The sequence below is a fragment of the Natronococcus jeotgali DSM 18795 genome, from assembly GCF_000337695.1.
GTDB classification, from domain to species: Archaea; Halobacteriota; Halobacteria; order Halobacteriales; family Natrialbaceae; genus Natronococcus; species Natronococcus jeotgali.
Window position 1 is genome coordinate 1 of the sequence record NZ_AOIA01000008.1, and the last position, 25634, is coordinate 25634.

At 56.3% G+C, this 25634-nt stretch carries 17 protein-coding genes and 3 pseudogenes; 8 read left to right on the top strand and 12 right to left on the bottom strand.

The window, feature by feature from the left end; all coding sequences use genetic code 11:
* Positions 1 to 99: 99 nt before the first annotated feature.
* Positions 100 to 396, bottom strand: coding sequence for a hypothetical protein (locus tag C492_RS00160; RefSeq protein ID WP_152424768.1), 297 nt, complete (start codon positions 394 to 396; stop codon positions 100 to 102).
* A 73-nt stretch (positions 397 to 469) separates the two neighbouring features.
* Between C492_RS00160 and C492_RS24925 the strand changes: the two genes are divergently transcribed.
* A complete protein-coding gene (locus C492_RS24925; protein WP_008419364.1) occupies positions 470 to 3619 on the top strand; it encodes a VirB4 family type IV secretion system protein in 3150 nt (1049 codons plus the stop codon).
* A gap of 1 nt (position 3620) precedes the next feature.
* Entirely contained in the window at positions 3621 to 4895 is a 1275-nt protein-coding gene (locus C492_RS00170) for a hypothetical protein (protein ID WP_049892542.1), read from the top strand.
* Positions 4896 to 7540: 2645 nt separating this feature from the next.
* Here the strand turns inward: C492_RS00170 and C492_RS00180 are convergent.
* Entirely contained in the window at positions 7541 to 8044 is a 504-nt protein-coding gene (locus tag C492_RS00180) for a hypothetical protein (RefSeq protein ID WP_152424769.1), read from the bottom strand.
* 256 nt (positions 8045 to 8300) lie between these two features.
* On the opposite strand from C492_RS00180, the gene C492_RS23350 reads away from it, so the two are divergent.
* On the top strand, positions 8301 to 8555 hold the full coding sequence (locus C492_RS23350; RefSeq protein ID WP_008419367.1) for a hypothetical protein: 255 nt from the start codon (positions 8301 to 8303) through the stop codon (positions 8553 to 8555).
* A gap of 146 nt (positions 8556 to 8701) precedes the next feature.
* Entirely contained in the window at positions 8702 to 8869 is a 168-nt protein-coding gene (locus tag C492_RS00185; RefSeq protein ID WP_008419369.1) for a hypothetical protein, read from the top strand.
* 984 nt (positions 8870 to 9853) lie between these two features.
* Here C492_RS00185 and C492_RS00195 read toward each other — a convergent pair.
* Positions 9854 to 10666, bottom strand: a complete 813-nt coding sequence (locus C492_RS00195; RefSeq protein ID WP_008419373.1) for a ParA family protein — start codon at positions 10664 to 10666, stop codon at positions 9854 to 9856.
* 260 nt (positions 10667 to 10926) lie between these two features.
* On the opposite strand from C492_RS00195, the gene C492_RS00200 reads away from it, so the two are divergent.
* Complete coding sequence (locus C492_RS00200) at positions 10927 to 11898, top strand: hypothetical protein (protein WP_008419375.1); 972 nt, start codon at positions 10927 to 10929, stop codon at positions 11896 to 11898.
* A 968-nt stretch (positions 11899 to 12866) separates the two neighbouring features.
* Here the strand turns inward: C492_RS00200 and C492_RS00205 are convergent.
* The 7 genes and pseudogenes from C492_RS00205 to C492_RS00235 form a co-directional block, all read right to left on the bottom strand.
* On the bottom strand, positions 12867 to 14066 hold the full coding sequence (locus C492_RS00205) for a hypothetical protein (RefSeq protein WP_008419376.1): 1200 nt from the start codon (positions 14064 to 14066) through the stop codon (positions 12867 to 12869).
* A gap of 786 nt (positions 14067 to 14852) precedes the next feature.
* Positions 14853 to 15524: an HNH endonuclease gene (locus C492_RS21930; protein WP_083898717.1), complete on the bottom strand. Its 672-nt coding sequence runs from the start codon at positions 15522 to 15524 to the stop codon at positions 14853 to 14855.
* A gap of 244 nt (positions 15525 to 15768) precedes the next feature.
* Positions 15769 to 17040: an AAA family ATPase gene (locus tag C492_RS00215; protein WP_049892551.1), complete on the bottom strand. Its 1272-nt coding sequence runs from the start codon at positions 17038 to 17040 to the stop codon at positions 15769 to 15771.
* Positions 17041 to 17541: 501 nt separating this feature from the next.
* A pseudogene (locus C492_RS25745) lies at positions 17542 to 17829 on the bottom strand (type B DNA-directed DNA polymerase); the annotation flags it as partial.
* 164 nt (positions 17830 to 17993) lie between these two features.
* A complete protein-coding gene (locus C492_RS00225; protein ID WP_049892546.1) occupies positions 17994 to 19175 on the bottom strand; it encodes a tryptophan--tRNA ligase in 1182 nt (393 codons plus the stop codon).
* A 466-nt stretch (positions 19176 to 19641) separates the two neighbouring features.
* Complete coding sequence (locus C492_RS00230; protein ID WP_008419385.1) at positions 19642 to 22176, bottom strand: HTH domain-containing protein; 2535 nt, start codon at positions 22174 to 22176, stop codon at positions 19642 to 19644.
* A gap of 510 nt (positions 22177 to 22686) precedes the next feature.
* Positions 22687 to 22989, bottom strand: a complete 303-nt coding sequence (locus tag C492_RS00235) for a hypothetical protein (RefSeq protein ID WP_049892547.1) — start codon at positions 22987 to 22989, stop codon at positions 22687 to 22689.
* 219 nt (positions 22990 to 23208) lie between these two features.
* On the opposite strand from C492_RS00235, the gene C492_RS21940 reads away from it, so the two are divergent.
* Together C492_RS21940 and C492_RS00240 are read left to right on the top strand one after the other, a co-directional pair.
* A complete protein-coding gene (locus C492_RS21940; RefSeq protein ID WP_239643364.1) occupies positions 23209 to 23400 on the top strand; it encodes a MarR family transcriptional regulator in 192 nt (63 codons plus the stop codon).
* Positions 23401 to 23636: 236 nt separating this feature from the next.
* Positions 23637 to 23888, top strand: coding sequence for a hypothetical protein (locus C492_RS00240; RefSeq protein WP_152424770.1), 252 nt, complete (start codon positions 23637 to 23639; stop codon positions 23886 to 23888).
* Between the two features lie 23 nt (positions 23889 to 23911).
* Here the strand turns inward: C492_RS00240 and C492_RS25990 are convergent.
* Together C492_RS25990 and C492_RS21945 are read right to left on the bottom strand one after the other, a co-directional pair.
* Positions 23912 to 24025, bottom strand: a pseudogene (locus tag C492_RS25990) (IS5/IS1182 family transposase); the annotation flags it as partial.
* Between the two features lies 1 nt (position 24026).
* A pseudogene (locus C492_RS21945) lies at positions 24027 to 24257 on the bottom strand (transposase); the annotation flags it as partial.
* 284 nt (positions 24258 to 24541) lie between these two features.
* Between C492_RS21945 and C492_RS00245 the strand changes: the two are divergent.
* Entirely contained in the window at positions 24542 to 25630 is a 1089-nt protein-coding gene (locus tag C492_RS00245; protein WP_008419393.1) for an IS110 family RNA-guided transposase, read from the top strand.
* Positions 25631 to 25634 lie beyond the last annotated feature (4 nt).

Here is a 25634-nt window from a genome sequence, read left to right on the forward strand (position 1 = left end):
CAGTAGCTACCTCGGTATGATTGCGGTCAGACTCGACACAATTTCGGCACGATCCCCGTCTCAGCCAGTCACTAAACTAGAACGGATGGGGCTCCCGTACTACGTCCTCCGGAAAGTGACGATCGCGAGCGCCGTGAGCCTCGGCATGAGCGGAGTCTCGACACAAGCGGCCAGCAAAGCCCGCTCGAGAGCGTCTCGACTCCGCTCTCGGCTCCAGGAGAGCCGGACAACGGACACTCCCTCCCCGTCGAAGTCTCGAGGTAACGTCAAACAACGAGCGTACTCCGGCTCCTCGAAGGAATCGGCCTCGAGCTCTTCTCGATCGGTCGGTTCGTTCGGAGGGGGGTCGAGCTCCTCCAACTCCAGCTCCCGTTCCTCGAGTACGCTCTCACTCATGCAGAGCAAGCGCAACGCCGATCGAGCCTCGAAGACTCGCGCCGACGACTGACCTACGATATCAAGCAAAACAATGTCCGACGAAACCACAGAGATCGAACGCAACGGCTCTCGAATCACGCTCCCCTACATCGATACGTCGAACGAGATATTCGGCCCGTTCGACCTCAAAGAGACGCTCATGCTCGCTCCAGGCGGCGCACTCATGCTCGGGAGTGCTTACGTATGGATCGGCTACGGTGCGATCCCCGCAGCTCTTCCAGGCCTCGCGGGCCTCGGAGCAACCATGATTGGAGCGCAGCTCGGGATAACGTCGCGATGGTACAACTCCCCGCGCGAGCGGGTCAAGAACCGACTCAGCTATCACGGCCTCCAGCGGGCGCTCCCCTGGAGTCACGAGGAACTCGAGCAGAAGCGAGAACACGGCGTCAAGCGGATCTTTGCGGACGGAACAGCAGAGATGGATGACGGCCGCCTCGTTGGCCTCGTCCGTCTCGAGGGCCGAAATACGTACCAACTCGAGGAGAGCGTCCGCAACCAGATAGCTCACCAAGTCGGCCGCGTAATTGATGAGGAGATTCGGGACTTTGGGTTCCGGTTCCATTCGACGACTCGCCGTCCGGATCCTGACGAGCTCATGGCCGCTTACGAGAATCGAACTCTCGAGGATCTCTCGGAGACCGGAGCCGACCAATATAGCAAAGAGTATCTGCTCGATCTCGTTGAGTGGTACAAGAATAGCGACGTCCCTCCCTGGGACGCCCGCGAATGGAGTCATTACGTCGTCGTCGATGTCTCCCCCGGCGAGGTAGAAAGACAACTCTCTCGCCGAGAGAGCGAGTCGAACGGACTCCGTTCCTACCTCGATCCGATTAACCCGCTCTCGGGGAGTGAGGAGCGCCGCCGTCGCCGTCTCATGAAAGAGGAGCTCGAGGACCGGCTCAACACGATCGAGGGAGATCTCGTGAACGCGGTCGACGGAGTGACCGGAGAGCGAATTAGCCCCGACGAGCACGCTTGTCTCCTCCTCTCGTTTTGGACCGGACAGGAGACCTCCCCGGACGACGAGCTCCAGCACGCATTCAAACGGACGCACTCCGGGCCGTCGGTATGGCCCGGCGACAAGAAGTTTCGCGACCCGGATCACTCGGAGGAGCCGGAATGGAAGGCCGATCAACCAGGGAACGAGGACGCAAAGGCCGCAATCGATCCCAACTCAGACACTCGCTCGAGAGCCGCGGCCGACGGCGGCAGCGACGTGCAATCAGGGACGACGACGGCTTTCTCGCCGAGTCACTTCGACGTCCACCGGAGTTACGTTGAGGTCGGCGAACAGTATGCGAAGACCTACTGGATCTCCGAGTGGCCCGTCGCTCCCGAGAGCCTCTTTCTCGAGGATCTCTATACCATGCGCGGTGTCGACCTCCATACGACCTTTCACTTCGAACCGGAGCCGAAGAAAGAGACGATCTCCGAGCTCGCGAACGATCGAGCGGCGATCGGTGCCGAGGCCTCCGAACGCTTCGAGGACGGCGACGTGACGGCCGACGACGTCCACACCGATTCGGACGCGTACCATATGTACTACGAAATGCTCCGATCAACGTCGACACAATCCTGGAGAGCGAACGGGTACGTCACCGTTCGCGCCGGATCCCTCAAGGCGCTCGAGGAGTTTGACGAACGCGCTCAAGGGATCGACGGCCTCGAGGGCGCAAAGATGGAGGCGCTCCGAGACAGTTCCGATCGAGTCAAAAAGACGCTTTCCGGAGCGCCCGCGGACATGATCCCGCTCCCCCCGACGACTCGGCAGCGAGAGGCTTTCGAGAGTGCCTCCCCTACCGGCCGCGATTGGTACAACGAGGCCACCGACGTCGACAAAACGACTCGCGTTCTTGGGGGAACGATCGGCGCGCTATTCCCGCCGTGCACGGAGACCGTCCAAGAGGACGGTGGGATGGATTGGGGCCGAAACGAGCACAACGGGAGCCTACTTCGGGCCGATCCGTTCAACCGGGGAGCTGCGCCGCACATCATTACGATCGGCCAGTCCCGTTCGGGCAAGACCTACGGCTCGACGAAAGCGGCCGCTCGCTGGTTCCTGGAGAACGATGAGCGCACGCTCATCGTATGCGACACTCAGGGAGGCTTCGAGGGCCTCACGGAGCTTTGCGACGGCGAACATATTGTCGTCGACGGCAGCGATACGATCAACCCGCTCGACATTCAGCCGGTCTCCAAACGGCTCCGGCAGTCGAGCGGACAGATTGATCCCTACCGCATGAAAATCGACGAGGCGTCTCAATTCTTCGCGGGGATTCTTCGATCCCAGGGAGTCAAACCTGGGGAGTTTACCTCAACGATCGAGGAGGCCCTCGAGGAGACCTATGCTCGAGCAGGGATCTACCAACACGACCTCGAGAGCCATGCGAACGAGAGTCCGACCGTTCGGGACTTTCTCGACGTCCTCGGCGATATGCTCGACGACCCGCACGAGTTCACCCACACCGGCCATGAGGCCGAAGCCAACGAGAAGGTGCAACACGCGAGCCAACTCCTCGATTATTTCTCGGGATTCAATGAGAACGGAAAGTACGCTCACCTAGTCGGGGAGACGTCGACCGGCCTCAATGATCCGGACGTCGACATGGCTTACCTCGATCTCCAGCAATTCCAGGGCCAGAGCGACGCCGAGAGGTCGGCCATGCTCCAGCTCATGCTCGGCCAAGTCTCGGAGAAAATCAAGCGAGCGCAAGGCGAGAGCGTCTTTATGATCGACGAAGCGCACTTTCTCCTCCACAGCGATGAGATGAGTTCGTGGCTCGAGAAAGCCGCTCGCGAATGGGCTCGATACGAGGCCTGTATGTGGTTTATCTCCCAGCACCCAAGCGAGTTCGTGAGCGACGACGGCGCCGACTCGAGCAAAGACAAGATCACGGCGCAGTGTTCGACCATTCAGCTGTATCGGACTCCCAAAGTCGACCTCGAGACACTCCGTAAGTTCGGCCTCAACGACAAGCAAGCGAGAGAAGTGAAAGAGCAACTTGTGACGGGAAAGTCCGGGCGCGGATTCTCGGAGTGTCTTCTCCAACTCCAGGATAAGCAAGGCTGGTTCCCGACGTATGTCGAGGCTGCTCCCTTCGAGGACCTCGTGCTCAACTACACCGCTCGAAAGCATGGGTCGTTCGACGACTACGTTCGCCGCAACTGGAGTGATTACTAACATGGGATTCTTCGGAAGTGACCCCCGGACGCTACGGAAGGATAGTGAGCGAGACGATCGGGCGGTAAAGCTCTCAGAGTTCGGCTCGATCGAACTCGACAACGAACTTGCCGAGAGCCTTCGCGGCGATTTCCCCGACGAGGACGACCGGCCCGCGATTCGGGTACGGCCGTTCAAGGATAACGAAGGAATCGAGAGCGGCCGCGACTTCATGCAGTCGATCTATGAGGTCGAACGCGCGGGGTTCCGAGACCGTAAGAACGTCTCGGCAGCTCACTCGTTCGAAATTCGCTACACGGGAGAGCGGATGAATATTCAGTACGTCCCGGCCGAGGGGTGGGCGAATAGCTTCGAGAGCCAGCTCCAGGACAAGTACCCGAACGCGCTGATCGAACAGGCTCCCGTCGAGACGCTCTCATTCGACGCCGAGAAGTACGTCGCCGGGGCCGAACTCGATCTCTCCCTCTATACCCTCTATCCGATCAAGAACCTCGAGCTCGAAGGGTTCCGACGCGACCCGTTCGGTGGGATCACGAGCGCGATCGAGGACTCAAAGAAGGACGGCGAAGCGAGCGCCGACGTCCTCATGCAAGTCGTCTTCCGGCCGGAACCGCGCGACTGGGTGCACGGAGTCAACGGTGGGCCCGGGATCGATACGATCGCTCACAACCTCCAGCAACCACGCTACGAGAAAAAGCGACGGCTATTCACGACGACTCGAGTCGAGCATCCCCCTTCCGATATCGAGAAAAAGGCCGCTAAGATCGTTCGCGATCAACACGGAGATCGCGCTTGGAACGTCAATATCCGTATCTTCGCCGTCTCGAGCGAGGAGCAAGTTGCCCGACGGCGAGTCAAGAAGGCCGCCACCCAGTTTGAAAACTACTACGAGACGGCCACCGAACAGAAATTCGAGCCGATCCCGCTGAAAGGCTCCGATCTCCGCGACGGTCTCGATCGGCTCATTACCCGTGAATGGGAGGATCGCGGGATTATCAAGTCCGAAGCTGAGGTCGCCGGGTTCGTCCATATCCCGAACGCTGAGATCAATCAGCAAAACTTCAACTGGGCGCTTTCAAAGCCCGGAGAGGGCGTTCCGCCGGGAACTCCCCGATTTGATTTCGAGAGCGCCGGTGTGAGCGAGATGGCCTCGGAGGCCGAGAAGCAAGTTGCGATGATCGACTCGGCCGACGTCGGCGATCCGTACTGGTACGGGTGGGGCCAGAAAGATGGGATTGAGGCCGGAGTTTACGACGAGTATCTCAACGCTCACTAGGGCGTGTTCGGCCGGACTCGCATGGGGAAGACGGTTGCTCTTACCAACTTCGCGGGGCAGGCTATGCGACGGTTCACCGACGATCCGGAGACCGATAACGAGGGCGGGATTATTGTCGACCCCAAGGGCCAGGACGGCGACGAGTTTATCGCCGAGTGGCCGGAGGATCGCCCGAACGAGGATCTCATCGTCGTCGACCTCGACGACAAGAACGAGAATATTCCCCGGNACGAGTTTATCGCCGAGTGGCCGGAGGATCGCCCGAACGAGGATCTCATCGTCGTCGACCTCGACGACAAGAACGAGAATATTCCCCGGTTCAATATGCTCGAGATTCCGAGTCATATCGAACCGGGAACGCGAGCGTTCGACTCCTACACAAACGCCGTCGCTGACGTCGCGACTATGATGGTCGCCGAGGCTGGAGGCTCGGATAACTACGTCGGCTCCGTTATGAAGCGAGTGACCCGGACGCTCGCTCGAGGAATGCTCAAGTCCGATCGGACGTGCACATTCCTCGATCTCGCCGCCGCGGCCTCCTATAAGGGCAACTTCGAGCAGTTCTCCGAATGGATGGATGATGATCGGCTCGCGTTTATCGGTCAAGCTGCCGAACGCATGGCCGAGGATGATAATATCGATCTCAACCCTCTCGCGGGCCGATTCGATGAATACGTTCAACCCGACAGTATTCGCTCGATGATCTCCGCTCGGGAACCGAGTTTCTCGATCCAGGACGCCGTCGATAACGGCAAGTGGATCGTTCTGATTTTCCCCGAGTACGCCGGTCATACGGAGGTAACGGCGCTCACCAACTCCTATATGGCCGAAACCTATCTCGCGAAACTCCTCTCGGAGAACGACGCGCCGTTTCACTTCATCGGCGACGAGGTCCACAACTTCACGACGGGAGAGTCCATGCTCCCGCACATCCTTTCCCAAGGGGGCGGGCTCGGGTATCGGTGCACGCTCGCTTGTCAGAGTCCGGCCAACCAGCTCAAGGACGCGCCGGCCGTTCGCGACGCGATTCAGGATAACGTCGATATCTGGCTCTCGTTCAAAATGCCTGGCAACTCGAGTCAATATGCAGCCTCTCAGTATCGGGAGACCGACGCCGAAGACCTGGAGAACGTGACTCGATACTCGGCGTACCTCGTTCAGTACACCAACGAAGCCGAGGACATAGGGACGCTTATCGATACGTTCCCGCCGATCCGAGAGGTTCGCGAGGACGTCCTCGGCGACGAGAGCCGGACCGACAACGAGCTCGAGGAGCTCAAGCAAGAATCCATGGAGCGGTACGGGGCCCCACTCGAGACCGCCGAAGAGCAGGCCGCTCAAAGTCACTTCTACGGCGACGACATTGCTTCCCCAGCTACCGACGAGCAGCTTCAGGACGATGTCGCGAAGATCGTATACGACGCCGCGCTCCGATCCGAGGGCAACGACCGGGACGTCCCGCTCGAAGCGTGCGAGGACGCGATTCGGGGCGCTGTGGCCGATCGCCTCGAAGCGGACATGATCGATACCAGGGAACGGCTCTGGCGCAATATCCTCAAGCCGATCCCCGACTCGAAGCTCACCGAGAGCGAACGAGACGGCGCGCTGTGGCTATCCGTCGAGGAGGACGTCGTCTCGAGCATCCAAGACGTCGGCGACGACGAGAGCGCCGGCGGGGCGCTGCATTCGCTCGTGCTCCGGGACGCATATCCCGCACTCAATGAGCTCGGTCTTGACGTCACGATCGCCGAGCAGGGTGAGGGCGACAAGCCTCTGCCGGACGGCACCGCCGACCCGACGCCACTGCTCGAGATCGAGGATGGTGCCGATCCCGCCGCGATCGCCGAAGCCTTCGAGCAGTTCCGTGAAGATCACCCGACGATCGACGCGCTCACGAACGGGCGCGAGGCGATCCTCGAAGCCGAGAAGTCGACCGGATCAACGAAACAAGGTCAGACGATCCGCAACCTCTCAAGCGCCGCGGCCGATAACAAGACGTGTCTATTCTTGTGCCGCGAGGACGTCGCTGATAATGTCTGGCGGACGCTCGCCAAGGAACCTCGAGGCGCTCGCGAACGGCATTCGGTCGATAGTGAAACCCGGTTCTACAACCTTCGGCCCTTAGGTATCGGCGGCGAAAGAGTCTATCGCAATGGTGCCCCCGAGGACGTGTGGGTTCGGAACGACGAGACCGGCGAGTACATCCTTCGGGACGGCGCCGGCAACGTGCATGCTCGGTTCCCTGACGCCGCGAGTATCTTCGAGGACGCCAATCAGTACCCGGCCGTCGGCGACGAGGCCACCGACGACATGCGTACGGTCAAGACGCCGATTATCCCAGAATATAAGTTCGACAGTGGTGAGGTTCCCGAGCCCGGCGACGGCTGGTACATCGTCGTCGTTCCGTCAACCGGGGACGATAAGACGCTCACCCCGGGAGACCTCGAGGTTTACATCCGCGACATGACCGTTCCCCTCAAGGCGATCGGATCCGGCGACGGCGATCGCGACGACGGGCCCGACGACGAAGACGACGAGAAGGACGGCGCCGGCGACGAGCTCCAGGACGACAGCGACGACGGACCCCACGCACCGAGTGAAAAAGAGGACGACGGCGACGGGAGCAGTACGGTTCTCGACGCGCTCTAGATCTCTTCCTCGAGCCGATCCACTTCCTCATTGAGCCGTTCTAACTCCTCGTCGAACTCCTCGAGCTCCCCACTATCCACTACGTCGAGTTCCTCCTCATGTTGGTTGACCACATAGGCGAACTTGTTAAACGTCGCCTCGAGCCGCTTCACCCGTGCTTCGAGGAGATCGGCCCGACCCTCCAGTTCGGAAGCCGATGGCGGACTTTCGTCCCGTTCCCGAATCTCCTCGAGGGCGTCCCGCCCCTCGTCGGTGATCGCCCAAACGACGGCTTTCTCTCCGCCGCCGACTTGCTCCGAGCCGACCCGCATGATCGCTCCCCACTCCTCAAGCAGCTCCAGGTGGTAATTGATACTCCCTCGAGGGACATCGCCGTTCTCTCGAAGGGTCGGCGTGGTTGCTTCCCCGCCGGCTAATTCGAGCGCGCTGAGCAACGACTCACGCCGGTCCTTGATCTTCCCTATCGGCACCGATCTCTCGGATTGCTTACTATCGCTCATGGGACTCATAATGAGTCATAGACGCATAAATCTAACTTATAATCGAAGCATATCCGCGACTACCGAATACAATAGGCATTGTAACAACCGCCGGGAGGGCAAGCCAGGGGATCAAGCGATATCCACTATATCTCGAAAAATCTATAACTCGAGACGGCGGGAGTGACTCCTCGAGCGAACGAGAGCGACGACGACCTGGAGGACGACGACAGCCTGGTGAAGAGTAACACAACGGCCTCGAGGGAACAACGGCTTGGTGGGGGATCAAGACGCCGATCACGAGGATGCCTGGAGGGGGACAGGAACGAGAACGAGACGGCCCACGTCGATCCGGAACGCCCTCGAGGCCGGTCACGACGACAGCGCTCAAGAGGAAAGCGACTCTTCGAGTTCCGAGGACTACACGGTCCGGGTCTACTACTCTGGCGAGTGGTCCAGCTCTGTCAGGGGAGATGGATCGAGCCGTACTATCGACGGATCCGGAGAGGAAACCTTCGACGCTCATCTGTAGGACCCGAAACTTTCACTCCTGCCAGGGGCTGTGTGGCACGAAACGACGCTCTTGCTCACGAGATCGCGGGACAGATTCTCGGGTATGCACTTCTACAGTGAGGTCCCTGTATATTTATACAGAAGACGAGAGAACACACCAAGCGTATGGCAGACCTGATTGTTAAAGCGGCTGTGAAGGAAGCGCTTGACGACTACAACGTTGCGGCAGATTTCTACGAGGCACTCGACGACGAAGTTACTGAGCTACTCGACGAGGCTGACCAGCGTGCTGAGGCGAACGACCGAAGGACTGTCCAACCCCGCGACCTCTAGCTCACTCAGGGAGTTTCACCGCGCTGCTCGAATTCACTCACCTGTTTTTAAGATGCACTATTGAATCGCCAGACGACATCGGAGTAAATTCGGACATCTGGACGCTTTGGTGCCGTCTTGCGATTACCACCTCAGCCAGGGCATAATTACGTCTATAGAATGACCAACGAGGACGCGTACTGCACCTGTAGAATTCAAGTGTGTTGGTGTGGTAGAGAGAGGAAATTATGTCGGATAAAAGATAGCAAGCTCACTTGGCCACCTGTGATTACTGTGGGAGCGTATATGCATCCACAACCACGGATGATGGGCAAATCCTCCCAATTGGAGCTCGAAATGGCTGTAGATGTGGTGGAACATCCTTCTCTACAATCACCAATGACGACCTTGAGGAAACAACCAACAGCTGAATCAGCTCCGATTGTTCACCGAATTCTCTTGAGTGACTTTGACTTCTTCCTCCCGTGGGGATGCCGACACTGCCTCAGTAGTCGAGCCCCTCGAGCAGCTCCTGGACCTCCTCAGGAGTGGCACCCTCGAGGCGATCCAAGCCATACTCAATCACGAGCGGGTAGTAGTGACGGTTCTTCTCGAGACTCTCACCGAACTCTCGCTCATACTCTGCAGAGATCATCTTGTAGCGAAAGTTCATCTCGTCTCGCTGCTCCTCNTTCTCGAGACTCTCACCGAACTCTCGCTCATACTCTGCAGAGATCATCTTGTAGCGAAAGTTCATCTCGTCTCGCTGCTCCTCTGGGAGATAGAGGTAGGTGCCGACCTGCTCATCCTTGAGCGACGTCGATTCCTGCGAGCTGCCCGTCTCGTCTGTCTTGGATGTCTTTTCCGTTTTGGACGTCTTGGATGGTTTTGATTCTTCAGACTCTTCGGGCCTTCGATCTTCTGAACCCGATTCAGACGCAGCCTGCGATTGGACTTTCTCCTTGGACCGGTTCCGTCGTTCACGGAGCCGACTCGCACGATCACTCATGCTTGAACCACCCCGGAGTCAGACGGTGACGCAAATCCAAACTGCGAATCGAGACTCTCTGCGATGTTCAGGAAGGCCTCACAAACGTCAGCTTCATCGTTGTATTCGAAGATCGAAGTGCCGTTCTCGAGAGCATACTGGATGTCCGCCCGTTCACGAATCTCCCAGACAGGGACATCGTCGTAGGCCTCGTTGATCCACTCAACCATCTGCTGGGCCTGGTTCTTCCGGACGTCAATTCGATTGACAACGACGCCAACCTCGTTGATCTCGATCTCGTAATCCGCCTCGAGGAGGTCGACATGATCGTACAGGAGTTCGAACGCACGCTTACTGGTCGACTCCGCCAGCGCTGGCACAAGGATATTCTGGGCCGCATACAATGCGTTGTCCGTGAGGTTCCCGAGATTAGGCGGGCAGTCGATGATGACGTAGTCATAGTCATCCGCGACGTACTCGAGGACGGCATCGAGCTGCTCTCCGCTGCGACGCGAAAGCGTAAGCTCTGGCTCGACCGCGGTCATATCGATATTGCTCGGGATGACATCCATCTCCTCGTGTTCACGGACGATCTCCGTCACGTGCGAGCGCATCTCCGCATCAGTCAGACAATCGAATAGCGTCGGGGGCTCGTCATCGTAGACCTCTGGCATCCCCAGGTTTTCCGTTGCATTCCCCTGTGGGTCGATATCGACCAAGAGGACATCCCGACCACGCTGGTTAAGCGCGCCAGCGACATTGATCGCTGCCGTTGTCTTCCCGACGCCACCTTTCTGCTGAGCTACACTAATCTTGGCTGTCTCGTCCATACAAACCGTATTGTATCGGCCAGATATAAAAGACAGGATAACTGTCAAAATCTGTAATGGGAGATCAAAATCGTATAGCGGTGGCAGTGGAGNCCTCTCCACCGTATACATCGCCACTGCGACCTACTCCACGCCAACATGTCTCCCCCCGCGTGGTGGACTCCCAAAAGCGAGCAAGAGAACTAGGTAAGAGAGACTGAATTCATCGACGAGCAGCAGTGAGGGCAGAGTTTTCGGTGTTGGGACCCTATCCACGACTAATGACGTTTCAGTCGACCTGGAGTAATCTGCTCGAGGAGTGTGAGGCGTTAGGGGATGAGGCGACACTGGTGACACCCTTATCGAAAAAGCCGTTTCACATCGTCGATGTCCAGGAGCATCGGATCGTCATCGAGTTCTCGGACTCTGAGGAAAAGCGACCACTCCAGCGTAACCAGTTCGAGACGCTTGCACGCCGAATTGGAGATGCAGCCGATACATTCGACCTCGAACGATTGCCCCCCGACGCCGAACCCTATGCGGCAGTCTTGAGTCTCCACCCCAGATTCGAGATTGATGAGCGCGAGGGGCTGATCCGAGAGAGCGAGAACCCAGGTCCGTCCCAGCTCGTCCAAGCTCCAGAAACCGAAACAGAGACTGAACGAACAGAACCCGACCTTTCCATCTATGCTGACGCACTCCTCCTTACTGATGCACTCGAGCGCCACGATGTAACCGATCTTAGTGGACAAGAGACATCCACACTGGTGAACCTCTATACGCTGTTATCTGACGTCCAGCGGAATGCCGATGACCTCCGCCAAGATGTTGCTGACGTCTTGCTTGAGCGGGTTCATCACGATCAGCCTATTCACGCGCAATTCGGATCTGTCCAACGGACTAGTCGGACGTACAAATCATTGCGCGACGAAGAGGAGGTACTGGCAACCCTCGAGGACGCTGGGATCCCACGCAAACGTGTCATCAGCGTTGATTCCAGTAAGGTCGATGAAGCCCTCGAGGTCACTGAACTGAGTCGAAGCGATGTCTACGAGATCGAAGATCGAGAATACGTCCGGAAAGCCGACGTTGATGAAGAGCACAAAGAGACGCGACTCCAAGGTCTCAAAGAGCAGTTAGCCGCCAGTGACGAGCCAGAGGCCGCTGAACTGCGTGAGGAGATTGATGATCTCGAGACTCGAATCGAGGAACTCACTGAGTTTAGTCCGGCTCAAGAATTCCACGCTGAGTGAATTAGAGTTGATGGCTCCGCTGAACCGCACTACTGGTGACCGTGTCATAGCTGTCTTTCCGACGTTTTCTGAGAGACGTTTTTTCTTCGAGAGTCTTTCCGAACGAGTCCGACGGGAAGACTCTCCTAGGTAAATAGCCAATAGAACGGCTGTGGGTGCTGTTGCTGAAAAGCAAAACAGCAAAAGGGGTGCTGGCTTCCAGCACCCCCCTACCCTACCCTCAGTAAGTTAGGGTGGGGGTGTGGTGAAACCACCAAAACCCTAACTTGGTGAGGGTAGGGTGCTGGAGCACAGGTCTTTCTTCTGTCCATCTTCGTCCTGTACAACTGTGTACTCGCTATTCTCCGCTGTTTCCGGTGCCTATCCTCGTGTCGCCCTCACTCTCAGATCTCCAGGTGAAGAAAAAACTCCTCGTCTCGACAATCAGCTAAGAGGGGCCATAGAACAGTTCGCATCTCTGATTTTCAATAAACGGTGAGTAAAGGTAAACCTCGAGCAGTGACGACAGTCTACGCTACCGAATTGAGAAGCACAAAAACGACTCCCCTGCTATATCTCTACCTTGTAGCCAGAACCACTTAAAGAAAATCGAGGTTCGCTCAAGGTCAATCGGAGCCCTGACGACTTCCCGTTTCGAAGCACTCCGCACAAAAGCTCCTGTGGAGTTCAGAAGTCAGAGTGAGTGGTCTGCGCGACGCCGTATTTCGCGGTCGTCGACTGTTCCGCAATGACTTCTCCATCTTCCAGAATCTGGATGATGAGTTCTTCACTCGTATCATCGTGCTCTCGAGGTGACGTCGTTCCACTCGCTCAGCAGAGAGGAATTCTCCCCCTTGCTATCAATATGGAGGGTCTCGGGAACAGAGCAGAGACGTAGCTGACGCTAACCGAAAAATCACGATCTTCTCGAAACGTGTTGTCCATACATTCGTCTATCGGCCTATCTCTCGGCCCTGTTTGAGTGTGGACTATTCGCTCACTACACCGCCGTCAGTGGCCACTTGTCTTCCGTTGTCAGTTCGCGCTATCTCTGTGCACTCCTCGAGCGTGAGTCCGATTTCATCGGCGACAGCGTCGATCTCTTCCGGAGCAACACTCCCCGCGGTTGCATCTGGCTGAGCGTCGGGGATCTGATCGGCAATCGACTCGCGAGCATACTCGATATCCATCGATTCCCAGAGCGCGACGAGATTTCGATCTGCATCAACGATCGATTCGACAACCTCAGAGAACCATCTGGTTTCCTCGATTGGTGTCTCTGGTTCAGTATTGCTTTCGAGATCGTCGCTGTTCTGATGAGTGTCCTCACTATCTGCCGTCTCGGGCTCGGATTCGGACTCCTCCACGGGGTCGCTCGTGTCGTTGACATCTTCCGGATCACGGAACTCATCAGTGTCTCCGTCGTACTCGAACCCGAGCCGATCGATCAGTTGCTCGACGAACGCATTGACTTGCTCGCGGTTGTTCTCGGAAACCTCGATCCCATTCGCGTCAAGTGCACGGCAAGCATCGGCGCGGTCGAACGCCGGCGCAGTGTTAAGAGATCGGTCGCCACCGAGAGCGTCGATCACATCCCCGACGATTTTCTGTCTCCAGACTTTTGGTGGGAGGTATTCCGTAGTACCGTCCTCATCGTCGTATCGCTTGACATCGTCGTCGAGGTGGTTGATTACGCGCTCACGGTATTCCTCGACAGTCTGCTTTGCCGGGCTATCGCTACGTCCAGCATGCTTACAAATAGCCTTCTCGAGCGTCTCGCCATCGAACACGTCGGGGAGTTCGTTCACGATCGTGATCGTCGTTCGTTCAACACTCGAGAGCCCGTCGCTGTTTGAGTCGGCCAATGTCGAGAGTAGACCTTCAGCGTCGTCGGCGATCCGGTCAAGTTTCCGATTGAGACGGGATTGACGATCGTCCTCGAGGTACTTCCGAAGTGCCCGACCGAGCTCGACACCGTATGTGTCATCGCTCTGCTCCACCTTCGCTCGGAACCCATTCGCGATGTCAGCGTCGACCCCCTTTTGTACTCTCACTCGATCCTCGTTCGCTAGTGAGTCGCTGGTAACTGGTTCGCTGTCCTCGATATCTTTCGGTCGCCGTCCGGCAGCTCGGACAAGCCGGTCGATGGTCGACTCGGGAGAGTTGTCAAGATCAGTGTACTCGATCATTGCGCGCTCGAGTTCTGGCCGTTCGTAAGCCCGAACACTCGTCCGATTCTGAGAGAGATGGTCCTGAAAATCGTTCCACGGGTTCTTCGGGACGCTCCAGTCGATTCGATCGGTAGTTTTGTTTGAAGCTGGGTTGTTCGTGTCCGATTCGTCCGTTGCCGTCGTTCGCGTGTCCGTCATTTCTGTGGTTTGGGGGGTTAACGCGCCCAAATCAACACTGCAGACAGCGACCGCCGACGAAAAGTCTTTTACTCGGCCCGTTCAAGGACCAAGTAGACGACATCACGTCGTCGGCAAGTTCACTCCGAACTCCGTTGTCCGCGTTGTGGTTCGTGGACGCATACTTCGGGGGGTGGCAGCCCCCCGGACGTTACTTCTCGAACAGTCACGACGCCACCGTTCGGTGCCGCGACCTGATTGCCTCATCGATTATCTTGAGACCCNGGCAGCCCCCCGGACGTTACTTCTCGAACAGTCACGACGCCACCGTTCGGTGCCGCGACCTGATTGCCTCATCGATTATCTTGAGACCCGGTAAGTGTTTCCCTCACACTCTGTCTTCACAGACGACTTCTTAAAGCTCCTCGAGAACATCGGGCCGCTCTTCTCGTGATGTCTCGATATCTGTCGGCAGCTCCTCTCTGATTCGCTTTCGCACTCAGTAGACCGTCTATTTTGTACGTCTCGTCCGTTTTGTATGATTTTCATGTCTTGTCTATTTTGTACGGCTTACATATCTTGTCTATTTTGTATGGTTTGTCTGTATCGCACAGTTTGGAGATGCGATCAGATCTTGCTGAAAAAGAGGCCAGCTGAAAGGAATAGCCACGGTATCGCTGCGAGTGAAAGGAAGAAGATCCCGCCAGGATCGGTGGCCTGCATATCTGATCCCCAGACACCGAGAGCATAGAGACCAAGAGCAACCGAGTTAGCCTGCCAGATCCTCGTTGGAATGATAATTGTCAACCCGGCGACCACGATCGAGGTAAGGAGAAACGCGCCAACGAGTTCGGGCGTCGAAAGCTCGGTGAGAGCCTCGATGGCAAACGTAATCAAGAAGAGATTGATGGCGGCGAACAACCCAACAGCTGCAGCAATTGCATACCCAGCTCGACCCGTACTGGTAGAGGTTTCTGGGCTGCGTCCCCGATCCGGCTCACCAACCCAGTCATCGCCGAAGATATCATGCTCGTGGGTGTCATCATGACACGGCTCACATAGCGTAGTGAGATTTGAGAGGGCGTTCGAACCGCCCTCGGATCGCGGCGACATGTGGGGAGCATGGAGCCGAACACCATCTCCGTTTGCATGTGGTCCACTCTGACGACCGCACTCCTGACATGTCCAGTCGTCGCGCCGATAGACGCGTCGGCGTCGTGCATCCCAGTCTGGTGGGAGATCTTCATCGTATGAGTTTGGATCATCCCATCTTGGATCTACTTCAGGTTGAGATTGCATCCCTGTCTTCGAGATAGCTCCCTTAGAGGATATTATATCTTTGTGATAATAGCAGAATATGGGAACACTCTTGTGAGGGACATTGGTGGTGGTATCTAGGTCGNTAGCTCCCTTAGAGGATATTATATCTTTGTGATAATAGCAGAATATGGGAACACTCTTGTGAGGGACATTGGTGGTGGTATCTAGGTCGACCTTCGCGTGCGCGAATATTCATCATCTAGCAGTGCCGGAAGCGGCGATATTACATCAGTCTCTTCGCAGACGCAATATCGACTAGATCCTCAACGACATCATCAATGCGGCCGTCTTCACCAAGGATATCGAGAGTAGCTTCGAGGTCTGTTTTCAGCTCGAATCGATAGTGAGATCCACCCTGAATCCCCGTGTTTCGGGTTTCAGCGAGGAGAAATCCCTGCATCCCGAGGCTTTGAAGATGGTCGCGGACGCGGCGCTCAACGAGTTGGTTCCCATCGAGTCTATCAACAATTGATTTGTACTTCTGGAATACTTGACGCGTCCGGGCCGGCGTCTCTTCGTCAATCTCGAGTGCCACGACGGAGAGAAGTGCGAACTGATCCTGCGTCGTCAGACTACGCATCCCTTCCTCGATCCGTTTCCGTTCAAGGATATCGCGAGCTTCGCGCACGTGCTGCTCATCTACGGCCTCGTCGTCACGATTGAGCGCCAACTCGCCCGCCTTATACAAGAGACGGATAGCTTGTCGAGCACTGCCTTCGTCTTGGGCAGCGAACGCTGAACACAAGGGAATAACCTCGCCATCGAGAACACCATCAACGAATGCACGTTCCGCACGTCGTTCTAGAATTGTCGTCAACTGATTGGCGTTGTACGGGGCAAATTCGATTTCTGAATCGTATAGGGAGTCTTTGACCTTCGGCGAAAGATTATCTCGGAATTGGAGGTTGTTACTAATACCAATTACACTCACCCATTGATCCTCGATGTGACCGTTTTTCCGTGCTCTCGGGAGTTCATAGAGGAGTTCGTCGTTACTTCCGATAGCATCGATCTCATCGATAACGATTATAACCGTGTCTTCGAGACTGCCAATTTCTTGGTATAGGAGGTCGAACATTGACTGCTGGTCGATTCCACTCGGCTTCTTCGTCCCCCCACGAATCTCCTTGATCAGATGCGCGCAGAGTTGATAGCTCGTTGTTTGATTGTTCGCACTCGTCTTGATGACACTTAGATTGAGATCGTCACTATCGTCGGCATACTCTTGGAGTAACTCGATTTCGTGGTCTATGGCCACGGTTTTTCCTTGGCCAGTTTTCCCGTAGAGAAACAAGTTGTGTGCGTTCACCCCTCTTGTTGCAGGGGCGAGAGCGTTCCTGATCTCCTCAAGCTCAGGTTCCCGCTCGGGGAGCTGCTCGGGTTGCCAATCTTCCTTTAGGACACTTTCATCGGCGAAGACTTCAACGGACGTACTGTAGGGATTGCTGTCGAGTGTCCCGTAGGGGTTCCCCGAGTTCGTTTCATCACCGGTCATGTTATCCGGAACCAATAACTCAGAGATCATAAAACCCCCTTGTCCGGAGCGTCCAGTGCGTCCGCATAGCTGGATTGGTTTATCCCCCCGCCCCCCACTGCGTCTGCATAATCTCGGACCAAGAACTATACTCTCACGAACTCCCGGTAAGAAGGCTAGGGTAAGCAAAGAACTAAGTTACAAAGAAACTAGCCGGTCCGTAGTGGTCGATTTTCGAATAAAGATCAATCACATCTAGTGAAGAATCGACGTAAGCCGGAACGTCTGACGCTCTTGCGTCCAAATTATGCGGACGTGGTGGGGGGGGACGAAGCGTTGTCTTAAACATCCCCGAGCAATTTATGCGGACACGGTGGGGGGAGAGGGTTCCTTTCTTACGGTATCCCCAGCCCTTCTTCAGAAGATTATGCGGACACAGGGGGGGGTCCCTCTGTATCACTATGTCGGCATAGATCCTCCAGGTTGTTCGGAAGCAGGAGCGGAACTTCCTCCGATGGCTAATTACCTAGGCTCAATAACCGTGAACTCCGTCAGATCCTGCTCCCGTGTCTTGGCGAGTTCCTGACGAATATCTGTTTGATCCTACCCGAGCGGAGAGAGAATGCTTTCGACAGCACGGAGTTGGGTTTTGTAGTACGACGAGTCGTACGTATCGGACTCTTCATGGGCGAGGACGACACGCTCCCGTGGGGGACTCTCATCATCGATGACCACGTACCTGATATCTTGGCTAGGATGAACGAGGTCTTGGTCGCCAGCACGCTTCAGCGCCGCGACATTCTGTGTGTTCGAGGGGGTCATAGAACTATTCTCATGGAGTTGTTTTCATCCCTATTTCGGTGAACCAACCGTTACGTAGATGTGCGTATATTACATCTGTTCAGCAAGATGCTTGGAGGATGATCTTGCCGAGTCAAGTTTGATGTAGAAATAAAAACGGCAGACAGAGACGCCTAGTGTTGCGAAAGTGCGTTGTCAGGATACCCTGCTCGTCTTCGTGCAGTCTGTCGCTCTGCTTCGGTCAGCCGATAACCAGACAATTCCTCCTCAAGCGAACCGAGCGCCGCTCGCCGCTCTTGATGATTTTCGAGAAAGTCCGCGATACGCTCTGCTGCTAATTCCTTGATTTCACCACTCAACAGCGTCCCTTTACGATATTCTTCTGCGAGTCGTTCAACCCGCTCATCGCTTTCCTCAAAGAAATAGTACAAGAACAGATACGGGACATCTACCTCCGGATTTCCACCTTTTGATCGATGTTCCTCAATACTCGTTTGTCCACCGGAGTAGGCGTGTGTGCGGATTTTATCGATTACTGTTTCGCGGTCATCAGAAAGGAGGATACTCGGAGCATCACTGGAGGTACTCATCTTCCCCGGCCCTTCGAGACTCGGGAGGAACTTCGAGAGTAAGGCACCGGGCTTGGCCACGTCATAGCGTTGCTTGGCCGCGATGTCACGGCAGACACGGACGTGAGGGTCTTGATCAACCGCAATCGGAACGAGCGTCGGATGGCGACCTTCTACGAGTTGTGGGAGAAGCAAATGAGTAGCTTGGACGGCAGGATAGAACGAAAGGCCGATATTCTCAGGTTCTCCGTACGTCGCGTCTACCGTTGACTGTGTTACGTCCTTTGCAAAGGCAGCGGCGAGTGGATACACCACGTCTGCGTCTGCTGTATCGACTATAATGCGAGTATGCTCAGGATCGAACCCGACAGCGAGGAGGTCGCGGAGATTCTGGCGAGTGCAGTCACTGATTTCGTCCAACGATTTATCCTTGACAAAGTACTTTTCGTCGTCGGAGAAGGGGATATAGACGAGTGTTCCGGTCTGTTCTTGGAGATATTTTGCGAAGTAGAAGGGAAAGATGTGGCCGATGTGCATCGGCCCGGAAGGGCCGCGTCCAGTCACAATTGAGTGGGGTTCGCCACTGTTTACAGCGTCGAGGAATGAGTCTACATCTCGTTCAGCATAGAACACGTCTCGTCGGACAAGCGGATGGCTGGGATCGGGAAACCGAGCTTTCTGTTCGGGAGGGAGACGGTCGGCTCCGAACTGATCAAGGAGTCGGTCGTAATCGATGTCGCCTTCGACAGCGTAGGGCGTGACGGTGAAGTTGTCTTCTGCTGGCATTGATGTTGGTGATGTGGTGGTTACTCGGAGTGCGGTACAGCAAAGAAGTAAATGAGCATCGCAGTGGTATCCGGCGGGGGAAGCCCGACTGATCCTATACCGCGATACTGTCCACTTCCCGTGACACATACCAACGCCAGCAGTTGGTGTGGGAAATGGACACCTTACGCTGATTGTAGAGTGCTTTAGATATATATCCTATGATCGCTTTTAGCGGTCATCCAACTGATGTATTTTTGTGGCTGAAAATCTGTTCAGCCGAATACACTCTCTGTGCTGGATGTTATTTGCTTGCCCTGTACGTACCGTTCGTCGGGTAGTCGAAGAGGGGTATGCGAACCGTTCTATGACCCCCTCGTGTGTTCTGGTACCGTGCCTACGTAGGAGTCGTACGTAAGAGCGCTTGCTGCTCAATCGGTGGGCCCATAATCGCCCGGCTGTCTTCAGTGGGNTTCTGGTACCGTGCCTACGTAGGAGTCGTACGTAAGAGCGCTTGCTGCTCAATCGGTGGGCCCATAATCGCCCGGCTGTCTTCAGTGGGTTTTGTAGCTGTAAGAGCAGCTGCTAATCGCATCCATGAGCCGATCATCGGATGATCGAGTAACCGTCCTGGATCTGGTGGCCAGAATAGTGCGCTGCCGAGCGGATCGTTGGGATCGCCGTATCGATCTGGCGGGAGCACCGTCTCGAGCAATGCATCGGCTGCATCGAGGTGCGTCTGGTTCTTCTCGAGGACGGTTGGAACGATGGGATTGCGGCGTTCAGTGGTAGTCTGGAACGATACCGCTAGACGATACCCGTTTTCATCAACACGGATGAGGTCGAGCGCCTCAAGTCGGTCGCGATAGTTTCGAATCGTCCGTGTTGAAATCTCTGCACGGTCGGCAAGCTCCTGTTGTGAGAGCCAACTCTCAGCGGTAAGAAGCGCTTGGACGATTCGACCAACTGCCGGTGGGAGATCTGGAAGCAACTGTTCAGGCCTGAGCGTTCCCAGCGCATAGCGGAGTTCGTCCGGACGAAGTTCTCGACGCTTGTCCTCGCCGGCGAGTTGGTGGAGTGCTTGAGCAGCAGCGTACGGTGAGCCGGTCAATGCGTGGAGCAACGAGATTGTCTCTCGAGTCGGTCGCAGATTCTTGGACTGCAGGATTCGCGTTGCAGCCGATGCGTAGGCGGTTCGCTCGACCGCCGAAAGGGAGACGTGGACTGCAAACTCGGGAGAATCCTCAGCGAGCGCTGTCGGCGTCTCGAGCGATTGCTCGAGCTTGGGACGGAGTCGGTGGACGTCTTCACCACGAACGACAAGGGAGCCAATGAGCGTCCCCACTGGATCGTTGGCGTCGACTGTTGGTGACAGCGCACCCTGGCGTTTTTCTTCTCGAGTTTCGAACAGTTGCCGGTAGCAGGCGAACGCACCGTATTTCGACTGAATTGCCGTCGCAATGCTGATTGTGGTCGCGAGCTCCTTCAGCGAACTCGTGTCGAGCCCGGACGGTACTCGAAGTTCGCGAACGACGTCGATCCCGAGAGTATCGAAGAGATGCACAATCGAGCCAGCAAGCCCGTGAGCCGACCGCATGATCGATCCACGGAACCGATCACGATCCTCGTACACGCCGGCCGAGAGTTTTGTTGTGAGATCCTCGAGATCGGTCCCCCACTCGATGAACGCTTCACGGAGTGCTTCGGGATCCTCAAGGGTTACATTGGAGAGTCCACCGATACACCGAGCATTCCGAAGAATCGTCGGCGGATCCTCCAGGGACTCGAGGCGACCATCGGTGAGGACTCGGTTGAGCAAACGGGGAGATGCTAACGCCGTCGCGAGACTCACCACGTACTGCAGGGGCCCACTCGCCCGAACAGCAACCACGGCTTCCTCCCGATCGTCGTCGAAGCTCACATACCGAGTGTGGTCCGGAGCATCTGTTTGGTCCTCGAACGCCGCTTCAACGAGGGTGATGTCGCCGGCCTCTCCACATCCAATGGCACCGGCATGTCCTGGACGGTCGAGGTAGGCCGTCCGGTAGGGGTTGCCGTCTGTACTGCCGTCACTCCCCTCCCCTCGTGTACGCGGGGTTACACGGCACTGTGTGGAGGACGTTCCGGTGTCGCTCACGGCCTCGACCAGTTCCTGCTGACGGCCGACTTGGGCGTCCAGCTCCTCGAGTAACTGCTGACCGGCCTCGAGTAACTCGACAGTCCGATCATCCGCTGGTCCGAATTCCGCGACCAGTCCAAGCTCGGTGAGCGAGTTCTGCTCGGAGACCAGAAGTTGAGAGATCCGACTGCGGTCAACGTCGTGCATCGCCCTCAGTGCGTGCCTTGAATGCGTCTGGGCGGGTTCGTTGGCGAGTTGTCTGAGCAGTTCGACCTTGCGGCCGTCCGGGTCCAGCACCTCGAGTGCTTCGTCGACGCGGTCCCCAGTAGGAAGGTGTGTCTTTCGCCACTCGCTCACGCCGGGCAACTCTTCGCGATGCTCTCGAGCGAGCCAATGCTGAGTGCGCCCACTCGCGACGACGCGGATCTCGAAGCCGGTCGCAAGGACGGCAAGCAGTCGGCAGATCGACTCGCGTTTGCGCCGTGGGGCATCCTCGAATTCGCGGCCGATGGTCACCGCAAGCGTCGGTGGCTGCTCATCGGGGACATTAGTGGCGAAGAAGTCGGCAGTCGCGAACAGGTCCTCGAGACTCGCGTGTCCCTGTCCGAGGTTCGGCACGAGATCGGCAGCTAGTCGCCACGCTTCCCGTCGGTTCCCGCGGGCGACGTCTAAAATTCGCGAGCGTAGCCAGTAGGGGATCTGCTGATCCTCGAGGGCCTCGTAACACTCGGTGACAGTCCAGCCGTCGGCGAACCGGCGGACGGCGCGAATGAATCGATCTCGGATCGATTGCTGGTCGAATAGCTGTATCCAGAGTTCGGAAACGGGTTCGGTAGCAATCTCGAGGCTGGCCGCCGGCGAGAGCGGGGGCTGTTGTGTCGGCGTAAGTCCCGCGTCGGTCACGGTGGGCTCACCTCGAGTCCGAGTGTGCGCTGTGGGCGTGCTGACTGGGTGGGGGGGCGTGCCATCGAGTCCTGAAGGCGACTGTGGAGAGTGCGGACAGCTGAGCGCGGTGGCTCACGGGCTGTCGGCGTGATGCGTGGTCAGGGGCTCATCGGTTCGGAACGGGGATCGCCCGTGGGTCGGTGGCCCTATTGGTAGGTGGACTCGAGTCTTTGAGTTCAGGTTCGATGACGGCCAGTCGGGACTGTTGGGTGGCTAGATCAGCGCGGGTGCCGAGTCGGCACTTGGCCAGTAGTTCCGTACAGCCGACTGTTGGGTGGCGGATGGGGTTGGGACTGCAGGTCGGACAGTAAGGGCGATGGATTGCCCACTGGTCGGAGTCAGCTGGGCGGGCGGCGAAGACGGTTGCGTGGTCGCCTTCCTGGAGGGTGTTACCGCAGTGTTGGCACGCAGTAGGTTGGGGACCGACTGGGAATCCCTCGAGGAGTTGCGTGGGAGTAGTGGCGACCTTCATTGGTCGTCACCTTCGAATGCATCGAAGAGTGAGTTCGTGAGACTCGAGTAGAGGTGTTGGCTCTGGAAGCCACGTTTGACTTTGACGTATTCGATCCAGTCGTTGATACGCTGATCGACGGTGTTGAGGTCGTAGCGATGGGTGCGATCACTGTCGGAGATGACGTGGACGGTTTCATCTGTGGTACGGTAGAGGGGATGTGCGTCCTCGGTATCGATGCCGACGAGAAGGTAGTCTGGTCGATGGTCGGTACGACTGTGAGCCGAAACCGTTTCGTGGGATTGCGGTTGTATACTCATGTGCTGGTAGGTCCAGCACGGGGTCGGTGTGCCAGCACCGGCCTCAGAGATTTTCCGAGGCATCCGTGCTTACTCTACGATATGCAGGATCTATATTTATACTTAACGAATAGTAAAGGGGAGCCGTATTTTTGACCATTAAAGACAAGTGGTAACCTCTGTTACTATAACCAAGGTCGAATTACAGTGCAGAAAGTGACTCTACGAATTGACCCACTGATGCACGACGTCCTAGACGTTTTCGCATCTACCGATGGCTACGCAACGACTGGATATCTTGTCGACGAGCTTGATTCAACGCGCCCAACAGTCGGAAAGCGGCTTGATAAGCTTCATGCAGCAGGTAAAATCGAATACATTCATGAACCCACGGCTTTCTGGTATCTTGTTGACGACCCACGTGAAGAATGATTGTGAGACCGTGTTTTAACCCCATGCTAGTTTTCTTCTATCTCGATTCGATGTCTGTCTGTGAGGCTGTGGGCTTGATCCAGGAGAGGAAGAGTAATGTGAATCCGGTTCCGGCTTTGGTTGGTCAAGCTTGAGTGACGTTAGAAGAATTGATAGGATGTTGATTGTCCTGTTATAGCTGTACTCGTTTGAGTCCCATGTATTATATTAGGTATGATCAAGTTGAATCAGATAACATGGATGACCACGAGGTAACGAAGGTTCTCACGAAGTTTTTGGATGACTCGGGTGTGGACTATGAAGAGGTCTATTCCGAAAAGAAGACGTTGTATGTGAGGGGTCTAGGGGATTCTGTGGCGCCACAGCTGGCGTATACTAAGAGGAAGTCGTTAGATCCATCTTGGGAGGGTATGCTGATGGTTGATACCTTGGATGGTGGTCGAGAAGAGTATTTCACTCCAGGGTACCTTTTACCTTTGCAGAAGTAGGTGAGGGTGTCATAGAAGTCTTCTCACACCGTGATCACGGTACTTCCCGGATTGTCTCCACGTTCGTAGTTGGTGATTGCGACAACGAGGCGCAGACACAGCGCGAGAAACACTTGTGCTCGCGCGTGAACGCGGCCNTCCACGTTCGTAGTTGGTGATTGCGACAACGAGGCGCAGACACAGCGCGAGAAACACTTGTGCTCGCGCGTGAACGCGGCCTCGGGCGTGGGTGCGCCCAAGGCCGCGGTCCTTAACTGATTCATTGGTTCGTTCGACGCCTGTGCGACGGTTGTACGTCTCGTCTAGGATTGATTGCTTCGGCTTGACGTTCTCGCTGTGTTCCTCGATTCAGTCTTCGACCCTGTACTCAAAGACGAATACGTTGGTGAGGTATTCGACTGAAGCACAGTCTCTTCTTTAAGTGCCGTGTTGACTCGATGGAAATTCTGCTATCCCATGAGAGCGTGAAACAAGTATGGGACGCAAGAGACCGAGCGCTATTCCGTGCTCTGAAGCACGTGGTGTTGACTGGTCCGAGTGCGTAGGAAGCCGAGTTCTGGGCATTACAGCCCGACTGCCGCTCCCGGCGGCAGTCGGGAAAGCCCGTATAGGTGAATCTCTGTTTCACGCACCGGCGTCCCGAGGTGAACCCAATGTTCATCGGAATTGACGTACATAAACGGTACTCACAAATCGCGGTACTGGACCAAAACGGAGAGATCGTTGAAGAGGTTCGCGTCGAAAACGCGAACCTCGACGACTTCGCTCAGCAGTACGCTGGGTCCAAAGCCGCGCTTGAAGCGACCAGCAATTACTACCACATCCATGATACTCTTTCAGAGTATCTGGATGTGACCGTCGCCAATCCAGGCGAATTAAAGTTGATCTCCGACTCGGACAAGAAAACTGACCGCGTCGACGCGAAACAACTCGCTCGGATGGTTCGGTTAGGCTCAATTCCTGAAAGCTACGTTCCAACCGACGAGGTTCGGCAAGCCCGCGCACTTGTGCGCGGGCGTCAAAAGCTCGTTGAGAACCGGACCGAGTACGCGAACAAGATCCATGGCTTGTTGAGTGATCACGGGATCACTCAGGAGGNGCGCGGGCGTCAAAAGCTCGTTGAGAACCGGACCGAGTACGCGAACAAGATCCATGGCTTGTTGAGTGATCACGGGATCACTCAGGAGGTGAAACCACTGAGTGTGAAGGGACGAGAGTTCCTAGCGGAACTCTCGCTCCCGGCACCGTGGGATGCGTTGCTGGAGTCGTATCTGGAGCTCATTCAGACACTCACTGAACAGATTGAGTCGTTGGAAGCAGAGATCGAGGAGCGGGCTGGGTCTCTGAAGGAGACCCAGCTCCTGATGACGATTCCTGGTGTGAGTTACTTTACGGCATTGACGATTTACGCAGAGTTGGGAGAGATCGACCGGTTTGACCGGGCCAAAGAGGTCGTAAGCTATGTCGGATTGAACCCGATAATCCGCGAGTCTGGCGACTCGCGGTTTGAGGGGAGCATCTCGAAGCGAGGATCAGGACGAGTCCGGTGGCTGCTCGTTCAAGCATCGTACTCAGCGGTACATACGTGCGAAGACGAGTATCTCAGCCGGTTTTACAACCGGTTAGATCGAAAGAAGAACTCGAAAACAGCGATTGTAGCAACTGCTCGGAAGCTGCTGGTTTCAATGTATCACATGCTGGACCGTGAGGAGGTGTACGATCCACCAGGGGTGAGTGCCTGAGCGC

What these genes read in the sequence shown, in the direction of transcription:
- C492_RS00160 (WP_152424768.1), bottom strand. Translation starts at nt 396, where the DNA reads ATGAGTGAGAGCGTACTCGAGGAACGGGAGCTGGAGTTGGAGGAGCTC.
- C492_RS24925 (WP_008419364.1), top strand. Translation starts at nt 470, where the DNA reads ATGTCCGACGAAACCACAGAGATCGAACGCAACGGCTCTCGAATCACG.
- C492_RS00170 (WP_049892542.1), top strand. Translation starts at nt 3,621, where the DNA reads ATGGGATTCTTCGGAAGTGACCCCCGGACGCTACGGAAGGATAGTGAG.
- C492_RS00180 (WP_152424769.1), bottom strand. Translation starts at nt 8,044, where the DNA reads ATGAGCGATAGTAAGCAATCCGAGAGATCGGTGCCGATAGGGAAGATC.
- C492_RS00185 (WP_008419369.1), top strand. Translation starts at nt 8,702, where the DNA reads ATGGCAGACCTGATTGTTAAAGCGGCTGTGAAGGAAGCGCTTGACGAC.
- C492_RS00195 (WP_008419373.1), bottom strand. Translation starts at nt 10,666, where the DNA reads ATGGACGAGACAGCCAAGATTAGTGTAGCTCAGCAGAAAGGTGGCGTC.
- C492_RS00200 (WP_008419375.1), top strand. Translation starts at nt 10,927, where the DNA reads ATGACGTTTCAGTCGACCTGGAGTAATCTGCTCGAGGAGTGTGAGGCG.
- C492_RS00205 (WP_008419376.1), bottom strand. Translation starts at nt 14,066, where the DNA reads ATGATCGAGTACACTGATCTTGACAACTCTCCCGAGTCGACCATCGAC.
- C492_RS21930 (WP_083898717.1), bottom strand. Translation starts at nt 15,524, where the DNA reads ATGCAATCTCAACCTGAAGTAGATCCAAGATGGGATGATCCAAACTCA.
- C492_RS00215 (WP_049892551.1), bottom strand. Translation starts at nt 17,040, where the DNA reads ATGACCGGTGATGAAACGAACTCGGGGAACCCCTACGGGACACTCGAC.
- C492_RS00225 (WP_049892546.1), bottom strand. Translation starts at nt 19,175, where the DNA reads ATGCCAGCAGAAGACAACTTCACCGTCACGCCCTACGCTGTCGAAGGC.
- C492_RS00235 (WP_049892547.1), bottom strand. Translation starts at nt 22,989, where the DNA reads ATGAGTATACAACCGCAATCCCACGAAACGGTTTCGGCTCACAGTCGT.
- C492_RS21940 (WP_239643364.1), top strand. Translation starts at nt 23,209, where the DNA reads ATGCACGACGTCCTAGACGTTTTCGCATCTACCGATGGCTACGCAACG.
- C492_RS00240 (WP_152424770.1), top strand. Translation starts at nt 23,637, where the DNA reads ATGGATGACCACGAGGTAACGAAGGTTCTCACGAAGTTTTTGGATGAC.